The 8,808-nt window shown below is 68.5% G+C and carries 8 protein-coding genes and 1 pseudogene; 4 read left to right on the top strand and 5 right to left on the bottom strand.

Annotation, left to right across the window (positions count from 1 at the left end; all coding sequences use genetic code 11):
• Nucleotides 1-230 precede the first annotated feature (230 nt).
• Both AC27IQ_RS14965 and AC27IQ_RS14970 read left to right on the top strand, forming a co-directional pair.
• Nucleotides 231-989, top strand: a complete 759-nt coding sequence (locus tag AC27IQ_RS14965; RefSeq protein ID WP_284412384.1) for an SDR family NAD(P)-dependent oxidoreductase — start codon at nucleotides 231-233, stop codon at nucleotides 987-989.
• A 126-nt stretch (nucleotides 990-1,115) separates the two neighbouring features.
• The gene (locus AC27IQ_RS14970) at nucleotides 1,116-2,099 is read left to right on the top strand and encodes a Bug family tripartite tricarboxylate transporter substrate binding protein (RefSeq protein ID WP_284412382.1); all 984 of its coding nucleotides are present in this window, start codon (nucleotides 1,116-1,118) and stop codon (nucleotides 2,097-2,099) included.
• A 125-nt stretch (nucleotides 2,100-2,224) separates the two neighbouring features.
• On the opposite strand, the gene AC27IQ_RS14975 is transcribed toward AC27IQ_RS14970, so the two are convergent.
• Together AC27IQ_RS14975 and AC27IQ_RS14980 are read right to left on the bottom strand one after the other, a co-directional pair.
• Nucleotides 2,225-2,662, bottom strand: a complete 438-nt coding sequence (locus AC27IQ_RS14975) for a universal stress protein (RefSeq protein ID WP_272552433.1) — start codon at nucleotides 2,660-2,662, stop codon at nucleotides 2,225-2,227.
• Between the two features lie 135 nt (nucleotides 2,663-2,797).
• A complete protein-coding gene (locus AC27IQ_RS14980) occupies nucleotides 2,798-3,547 on the bottom strand; it encodes a 2OG-Fe dioxygenase family protein (protein ID WP_487089931.1) in 750 nt (249 codons plus the stop codon).
• A gap of 120 nt (nucleotides 3,548-3,667) precedes the next feature.
• On the opposite strand from AC27IQ_RS14980, the gene AC27IQ_RS14985 reads away from it, so the two are divergent.
• Nucleotides 3,668-4,051, top strand: a complete 384-nt coding sequence (locus AC27IQ_RS14985) for a PilZ domain-containing protein (RefSeq protein WP_487089932.1) — start codon at nucleotides 3,668-3,670, stop codon at nucleotides 4,049-4,051.
• Between the two features lie 15 nt (nucleotides 4,052-4,066).
• Here the strand turns inward: AC27IQ_RS14985 and AC27IQ_RS14990 are convergent, their stop codons facing one another.
• Nucleotides 4,067-5,770, bottom strand: coding sequence for a long-chain fatty acid--CoA ligase (locus AC27IQ_RS14990; protein WP_487089933.1), 1,704 nt, complete (start codon nucleotides 5,768-5,770; stop codon nucleotides 4,067-4,069).
• 349 nt (nucleotides 5,771-6,119) lie between these two features.
• Here AC27IQ_RS14990 and AC27IQ_RS14995 point away from each other — a divergent pair, with 349 nt between their 5' ends.
• Complete coding sequence (locus AC27IQ_RS14995) at nucleotides 6,120-7,127, top strand: D-2-hydroxyacid dehydrogenase family protein (protein WP_284412378.1); 1,008 nt, start codon at nucleotides 6,120-6,122, stop codon at nucleotides 7,125-7,127.
• 133 nt (nucleotides 7,128-7,260) lie between these two features.
• On the opposite strand, the gene AC27IQ_RS15000 is transcribed toward AC27IQ_RS14995, so the two are convergent.
• Both AC27IQ_RS15000 and AC27IQ_RS15005 read right to left on the bottom strand, forming a co-directional pair.
• Complete coding sequence (locus tag AC27IQ_RS15000; protein WP_272563750.1) at nucleotides 7,261-8,391, bottom strand: branched-chain amino acid ABC transporter substrate-binding protein; 1,131 nt, start codon at nucleotides 8,389-8,391, stop codon at nucleotides 7,261-7,263.
• Nucleotides 8,392-8,551: 160 nt separating this feature from the next.
• Nucleotides 8,552-8,808 (bottom strand): annotated as a pseudogene (locus AC27IQ_RS15005) (hypothetical protein); the annotation flags it as partial.

Raw genomic sequence — 8,808 nt, forward strand, 5'->3', positions numbered from 1 at the left:
GCCCGCGCGCGCGCCTGCTGCTGCATGCGCGCCAGGTGGCGTTCACGCATCCGCGCACCGGGCACCCATGGCGTTTTCGTGCCCCACGCCCTTTTAGTGTTTCGGGCCACCAGCACAATCAACACCAGGGCATATCGCTATATTTTTAATAGCATGCTGAGCCGCGGAAACCGGCGCGCCCTCGAAGCCCCCGCCGGCCACGCCCGCAGTCCACGCAGTACCATCGCCGGATGCCAAAACACCTCACGATCTTGACCGGCGCCTCGCGCGGCATGGGCCTGGCGATGGCCCGCCAGCTGCTGCAGCCTGGCCACGCGCTGCTCACCCTGTCCCGCAACGCCCATCCCGAACTGGCGGCCGAAGCCGCGCAGGCCGGCGCCACGCTCGAGCAGTGGGAGCAGGACCTGTCCCAAGGCCTGCACGCCGCGGCCCGCCTGCGCACCTGGCTGGCCAACGTGCCGGCCGGCGAGTACGCCAGCGCCACCCTCATCAACAACGCCGGCGTGGTGCCGCGCATCGCACCGCTCTCGGGCAGCGACCCGGCCGACCTGGCGCACGCGCTGCGCGTCGGGCTGGAGGCCCCGATGCAGCTGAGCGGCGCCTTCCTGGGCGCCACCGAGAACTGGCCGGTGCCGCGCAAGGTGCTGAACATCTCCTCGGGCCTGGGGCGCCGCGCGATGGCCTCGCAGGCCGCCTATTGCGCCGCCAAGGCGGGCATGGACCACTTCACCCGCTGCCTGGCGCTGGACGAAGCCGCCAAGCCGAACGGCGCCAAGGTGTGCTCGCTCGCGCCCGGCGTGATCGACACCGACATGCAGGCCCACTTGCGCGATGCGAGCGCCGCCGACTTCCCTGACGTGCAGAACTTCGCCAACCTCAAGGCGGGCGGCCAGCTGACCTCGCCCGCCGATGCGGCGGCGCGCGTGTTGGCCTGGCTGGAGCGTGCCGACTTCGGCGAAACGCCCGTGGCCGACGTGCGCGACGCCTGAGGGCCACCCCCGTGCAAACGCTATGCTTTCAATAGCAATATGCCCTAGATAATATTGCGCTGAAGGCCATTTTTGCCTTGCATCGACTGGCTTGAACTTCCCCCGCAAAAAATGGAGACACGACCGATGATCCGCAGCCTGCTTTCCTTCACCGCGCTCGCCCTGGCGCTGGGCGCCACCGCCCAGGCGCAGACGGCCCCGCCCGCCGCCACGTACCCCACCAAGCCGGTGCGCCTGATCGTGCCCTTCCCGCCCGGCGGCGGCACCGACATCCTCTCGCGCCTGGTGGCCACCAAGCTGACCGAGGTGACCAAGTGGACCGTGGTGCCCGACAACCGCGCGGGCGCCGGCGGCACCATCGGCATCACCGAGGCCGTGAAGGCCGCCCCCACCGGCTACGACCTGGTGATGGGCCAGAAGGACAACCTGGTCGTCGCGCCCTGGCTCTACAAGAACCTGCCCTGGGACCCGACCAAGGACCTGATCGCCGTGGCCCACGTGGCCTACACGCCGGTGATCATCGCCACCGGCGCCAACTCCCGCTTCAAGACCCTGGCCGACGTGGTGGCCGCCGCCCGCGCCGAACCCGGCAAGATCACCTACGGCTCGCCCGGCAACGGCACCACCATCCACCTGGCCGGCGACCTGTTCGAGAAGGCCGCAGGCATCAAGCTGAGCCACATTCCATACAAGGGCTCCAACCCCGCGCTGATGGACGCGCTGGCGGGCAACGTGGACCTGCTGGTGTCCTCCGTGCCCTCGGCGATGGGCCAGATCAAGTCGGGCAAGCTGCGCCCGCTGGCCGTCACCTCGGCCAAGCGCAGCTCGTCGCTGCCCGACGTGCCCACCGTGGCCGAGTCGGGCTACAAGGGCTTCGACGTGAGTTCGTGGTACGGCATCTTCGCGCCGGCCGGCACGCCCGCCAACGTGGTGACCACGGTGAACGCCGAGGTCAACAAGCTGCTGGCCTCGCCCGAGATGCAGGCCGCCATCCAGGCCCAGGGCGCCGAGCCCGAGTCGCTGTCGGCCGCGCAGTTCTCCACGCTGCTCAAGACCGACTACGCGAAGTGGAAGGGCATCGTGGAAGCCTCCGGCGCGAAGATCGAATAGGTGCGGCACGGGCCTTGTGCCCCCTGCTGCCTGCAGGCAACGCGCCCCATGCAAAACGGCTCCCGAGGGAGCCGTTTTGCTTTGAGGGCCGGGCCAACGCCGGCCCCCATGGCATCGACTGGCGATCAGTCGCGCACCACCAGCACGGGCACGTGCACCGCGCCCAGCACGCGCTGCGTCACGCTGCCCAGCACCAGTTTTTCCAGGCCACGGCGGCCATGCGAGCCCATCACGATCAGGTCGGCCTGGCTGGTCTCCAGCGCGCGCAGGATGCCGTCGTGCACCGCATGGCCCTCGCCCACCACCGCCGTCACCGGCACGCCGGCTTCCTGCATGGCCTTCTTGACGCCGTCCAGCGCCACGTTGGCCTCGGCCGTCGCAGCGCTCAGGTACTGCGACTGGCCATAGGCAAAGTCCGCGCCCACGCCCGTGAACGGGTACGGGTCCACCACGTACACGGCGGTCACGGCCGCACCGAACGCCTTGGCCAGGCCGGCGGCCTTGGATACGGCGGTCATGGAGGTCGGCGAGCCGTCCACGGGAATCAGGATGTGCTTGAACATGGTTACTTCTCCTTCGGTTGATGGATCAGGCAGGGCCTGGGCCAGGGGGATCGCCTGCGCGATCCGTGCCCGCGTCAGGCCCCAGTGTCGCGGCGACCGGTTGGCCGGCCGTTGATCCGCATCAAGTCATGGCCTTCAGGCCGGCGCGTCCTGGAAGCCTCCGCGCCGGCAGGTCACGACCAGCGTGTCGCGGAAACCACCGTCGGCCAGCGGCTGGATGGGCGTGGTCTCGTGGATCATGCGCGCATCGTCCAGCAGCATCAGCGACCAGGGCTCGCTGAGCGTGAAGCGCTGCCCGCTGGGCCCGGACGCTTCGAATATACGCGTCTCGCCGCCCTTGACCCGCTCGCGGCCGACGAGGAAAACCGCCACCAGGTCCACGCCGTCGCGGTGCGCGCCCTCGGGCGTGGGCCGGCCGATGCCGTCGGTGGTGTCGATGCGGAACTGGTGCGCCTCGACGAACCAGCGCTCGGGCTGCGTGGCCAGGGCCTGCTGCGACACGCGGGCCAGCGCGGTGATCAATTGCCGCCACGCCGGGCGCGCCACGGTGGTGTCCAGCATCGGCGCGAACATCCGCTGCATGCCGCCGTGCAGCGCGTTGTATTCCACCGGCTGCCAGTGCGCGCGGTGGGGCACCGCCTGCACGCTGTCGCCATCGGCGACGAAGCTCGCGTGGCGGCGGCGGCGGTACCGCCCGCCGTCCTTCAGGAACTCATCGGGCGGCAGGCCGCTCCAGTCGGCGTGCAGCGCCTGGAGCTCGCCCAGCGGGCAACCGATCCACGCCGCGGTGTCGGCAGGCCGCAGCACGGCATAGCCGGCGCTGCGCAGATGGCTTGCCACTTGGTCCGGTGGCAGGTACGGAGGGGAGAAGGTGATGTGCGCCATAGGCGGCCAAGCTTAACCCGGCCCGCCCCTGGAACCTGGCGCAAAAGTGCCAGCCATCCGCTGGCGGCATCACCACCGTGCAGTAGCATGGCGGGGCCTTCGCCATTCCAGGAATCCGCCATGCCCCATGAACGCCGCCACTACGTCCGTGTGGCTTTCGATGCACCCGCGCTGCTCACCACCGGCCTGGGCACGTTCGACGTGCAGGTGCTGGACCTGTCGCTGCAAGGCGCGCTGCTCGCCCTGGGTGCGGAGCCCGCGGCCACCCGACTGCCAGCCGGCGCGCCGTGCCAGTTGGTGATTGCCTTGTCGGCCGACAACGACCACATCGCCATGACCGGCGACATCGTGCACATCGAAGGCCCGCATGCCGGCCTGCAGTGCCGCACGATGGACCTGGACAGCGTGACCCACCTGCGCCGCGTGATCGAGCTGCAGCTGGGCGATCCCGCCCTGCTGGAGCGGGACCTGGCGGAGCTCATTGCCGCGCACGCGGCGCAATAGGCGCGGCGCTGCCCGTCAGGCGGCGGCAGGGCTGGCCAGCTCGGCCTCCTGCAAGGCCCGCCACATCACCTTGCCGCTGCCGCTCTTGGGCAGCGCGTCCACCAGTTGCACCACGCGGGGCACCTTGTACACGGCCATGTGGTCGCGGCACCAGGCGATGATGTCTTCGCCGGTCACCTGCCCGCGGTGCTCCTGGCGCAGCACCACCACGGCCTTGACCGTTTCGCCGCGGTAGCTGTCGCGCGCGGCGATGATGCAGGCCTCCTGGATCGCCGGGTGGCGGAACATGAGCGCCTCCACCTCGGCCGGCCAGACCTTGAAGCCGCTGGCGTTGATCATCCGCTTGAGCCGGTCGGTCAGGAAGAAATACCCCTCGTCGTCCACCCGCCCCAGATCGCCCGAGCGGAAGAACCGCTTGCCGTCCAGGTCGATGAAGGCCGAGGCCGTGGGCCCGGGCAGCTTCCAGTAGCCGCTGAAAACACCCGGGCCGTGGATCACGATCTCGCCCTGCTCGCCGGCGGGCAGCTCCTTCCGCGTGTCGGGGTCGATGATGCGGGCATCGGTGCTGATGAACGGAATGCCCAGGCACTGCTGCTTGGGGTGGTCCGGGGGGTTGGTGTGCGACGGCGCGGCGGTCTCGGTGAGGCCGTAGCCCTCGGTGTAGCGCAGGCCGTACTGCTCGAACAGCCGCTGCGCCACCGCCTGCGGCATGGCCGCGCCGCCGCCGCCGATGTACACCAGGCTGGACAGGTCGTACTGGCCGAAGTTCGGGCTGCCCATGAGGTCGATCACCATCGTGGGAATGTTGGTCCAGTTGCTCACGCGGTAGCGGGAGATGAGCCGCCCGGCCAGGTCCCGGTCCCAGCGCGGCATGAGCACCAGGGTGGCCCCCACGTAGATGCAGGAGTGCATCACGCTGACCATGCCGGTGATGTGGAACATGGGCACGACGGCCAGCGTCACGCTCTCGGGCGTGGCGGTGCCCCACAGGCTGCTGGCCACCGCGTTGTGCATGAGGCTGCGGTGCGGGTGCATGCAGCCCTTGGGCAGGCCGGTGGTGCCGCTGGTGTAGGGCAGCACGGCCAGGTCTTCGGGCCCGACCGTGAGATCCGGGGCGGGCGCCGTGCAGGCCAGCGCATCCGTCCAGGCATGCACCTGGCCGCCGGCCAGGACCGGCAGCGGGTGGCGAGTGCAGAGCCAGTCGCGCCACGCCGGCGGAATCGCGTCGGCGCCGGCCTCCTCGGGCGAGAACGCATCGGTGAACTGCGCCACCACCAGGTGGGCCAGGCCCGCGCCAGGCGCCAGCGCATCGCTGGCCTGCACCAGCTCGGGGGCCAGGTCGGCCGTGGTGATGGCCACGCGTGCGTCGGGGTCGGTGATGTAGTGGGTGAGTTCCTGCGCCCGGTTCATCGGATTGACCGGCACGACGACCGCGTTGGCCCGCAGGATGGCGAAGTGCGCCAGCACCAGTTGCGGACAGTTCTGCATGCACAGCAACACGCGGTCGCCCTGCCGCACGCCCAGGGCATGCAGGTGCGCTGCCATCCGCTCGGCACCGTCGGCGAGCGCGCGGTAGGTCAGCGTGCGCCCGAAGAACACCAGTGCCGGCTTGTCCGGGTAGCGGCGGGCGCTGATCGCCAGGTTGTCCCAGAGGGAAGTGGCGGGCGGCGTGAGCGCGTGCGGCAGGCGGCGGGGCCAGAAGGCGTGGTGGGCAGGCATGGGCGATTCGGTTCCTTTCGCTTGCAGCCTAGTGACCTGCCCCGGGCCCGGCATCGGGGATGCCCCCTACGGCCGGTCGCGTGGGCGACCCGGTCTGCCCATGGCCCGCCGAGGTGCGGCAATGGTGCCAGGACGGAGACTTTTGTAACCGCGTGTCCCGCACCGGCCCTTTGAGCGGGCTTGCGCGGCGACGCGGCCGCGCGCATCAACGACAATGTGCGGCTGGGCCAAGCGCCCTGCCCCGCCGGCACCGCCCGGGCCCGGCAGGCCGCGCGGCACGATTCTTTCGATTTCTGCGGCAGGGCCCCCCACAGGCCCTGCCCCGCAGCTTGCGGGTTTTACGGACAACATGAACATTGTCATTCTCGACGACTACCAGGACGCAGTGCGCAAGCTGCATTGCGCCGCACGCCTGGACCCCTACAACGCCAAGGTGTACACCAACACCGTCAAGGGGCTGGGCCAGCTTTCGGTGCGCCTGAAGGACGCGGACATCATCGTGCTGGTGCGCGAACGCACCCACATCTCGCGCCAGCTGGTCGAAAAGCTGCCGCGCCTCAAACTCATCGCGCAGACCGGCAAGATCGGCCCGCACGTGGACGTGGCGGCCTGCACCGAGCGCGGCATCGCGGTCGCCGAAGGCGTGGGATCGCCGGTGGCGCCGGCCGAACTGACCTGGGCGCTCATCATGGCCGCGATGCGCCGCCTGCCCCAGTACATCTCCAACCTCAAGCATGGCGCCTGGCAGCAGTCGGGCCTGCGCGCGGCATCGATGCCGCCCAACTTCGGCGTTGGCACCGTGCTGCGGGGCAAGACGCTGGGCCTGTGGGGCTATGGGCGCATCGGGCAGATCGTCGCCGGCTACGGCCGGGCCTTCGGCATGAACGTGCGGGTGTGGGGCCGCGAGGCCTCGCGCGCCCAGGCCCTGAGCGACGGGCTGCAGGTGGCGACCACGCGCGAGGAGTTCTTTGCCCAGTGCGACGTCATCTCGCTGCACCTGCGCCTGAACGACGAGACGCGCGGAATCATCCGGCTGGAAGACCTGTCGTGCATGAAGCCCACCGCGCTGCTGGTGAACACCTCGCGCGCCGAACTGATCGAGGCCGATGCCCTGATCGCCGCCCTGAACCGCGGCCGCCCCGGCATGGCCGCCGTGGACGTGTTCGAGAGCGAGCCCATCCTGCAGGGCCATGCCCTGCTGCGGCTGGAGAACTGCATCTGCACGCCGCACATCGGCTACGTGGAACAGGACAGCTACGAGCTGTACTTCGGGGCCGCGTTCGACAACGTCGTCAACTACATCCGGGGCACGCCCACCAACATCGTGAACCCAGGCGCTCTGCAGGTCCGGCGCTGAAGAGCCCATCCCCCGGCCACACCGGAATCGAGCGCGGCCCGTTTCAGCCGCACCATGAAAAAAGGCCTCCGAACCGGAGGCCTTTTGCTTGGCGTGGACCACCGGTCTTTCAACCGGCGGTGCCGCTGCGCGCTCAGTTCAGAGGCGTCTTCTTGCCGTCCTTGTACACATACAGGGTGATGGCGGGGTTCTTCAGTTCGCCATTGGGCTCGAAGGCGATGTTGGCCGTCACGCCCTTGTAGTTGGACTTTTGCAGTTCAGGGATGTAGACCTTCGGATCCCACGAGTTGGCACGCTTCATGGCATCGACCAGCAGCATGGTGGCGTCGTAGGTGTAGGGGCTGTACACCTGGAACTGGTTGGGGTACTTGGCGTCGTACTTGGCGCGCCATGCGGTGCCGCCAGGCATCTTGGCCAGCGAAGCGCCGCCTTCGGCGCAGACCACGTTGTTCAGCGTCTTGGCGCCGGCGGCCAGCTTGGCCACTTCAGCGGTACAGATGCCGTCGCCACCGAAGTACTTCACGTTGCCCATGCCCAGCTGTTCCATCTGGCGCAGCATGGGGCCGGCTTGGGGGTCCATGCCGCCGTAGAACACCGCATCGGGGTTCTTGGACTTGATGGCCGTCAGGATGGCCATGAAGTCGGTGGCCTTGTCGGTCGTGAACTGCTCGTCCACCACCTTCATGCCCTTGGCCGCTGCCGTCTTCTTGAACACGTCGGCAACGCCTTGGCCGTAGGCCGTGCGGTCATCGACGATGGCCACGGTCTTGAGCTTCAGCGTGTCGGCCGCGTAGAACGCCAGGCCAGCGCCCAGGGCGTTGTCGTTGGCGATGATGCGGAACGTCGTCTTGTAGCCTGGCTTGGTCAGGTTGGGGTTGGTGGCGGCGCCGGTGACGTGGGGAATGCCGCAGTCGTTGTACACCTTGGAGGCGGGGATGGTCGTGCCGGAATTCAAATGGCCCACCACGCCAGCAACCTTTGCATCGCACAGCTTCTGTGCGGCGGCGGTGCCTTGCTTCGGATCTGCAGCATCGTCTTCCGCCTGCAGTTCGAACTTGATCTTCTTGCCGCCAATCGTGACGCCTTGGGCATTCAGTTCTTCAACTGCCATGCGGGCGCCGTTTTCGTTGTCCTTGCCGTAGTGGGCTTGTGGGCCGGAAACCGGTCCCACGTGACCGATCTTGACCACCTGCTCTTGTGCAGAGGCCGCGCCGGCAAAAGCCGCGATAGCGGCAACCACGGTCAGTTTCAACTTCAGTTGCATATGAATCTCCATTAAGGGGTGAGCGCTGAGAAATATTGTTGTGTCTCAACGCCGGAAACATATCGCAATTTATGGGCCAGATCACTAGGGAACACGATGACATGCGGCAGAAACCACAGGGGAATACCCTGTCACTGACCCACCGCACCCCCGAAGGAGGTCAAACGGAGGACGCTCCGGGGTGTCCAGCCAGCTCCTCGGCCACGGCTTCGTACACCGCATGGCGCACCACCGACTCCACTTCTTCGCGCAGCCGGGGCACCATGGAGCGGGTCTGCTCCATGACCACGGTGGCGATCGCCTCGCGCAGCCGCTGGTCCAGCACCACGTCGACGCGCTGCATGACACGGTGGATCACCACCTCTTCGATGTCCTTCAGCCCGGCAGCCGGCAGGGCCAAGTCCATGGGCGCGGGGG

The sequence above is a fragment of the Acidovorax sp. KPB24-07 genome, from assembly GCF_057543315.1.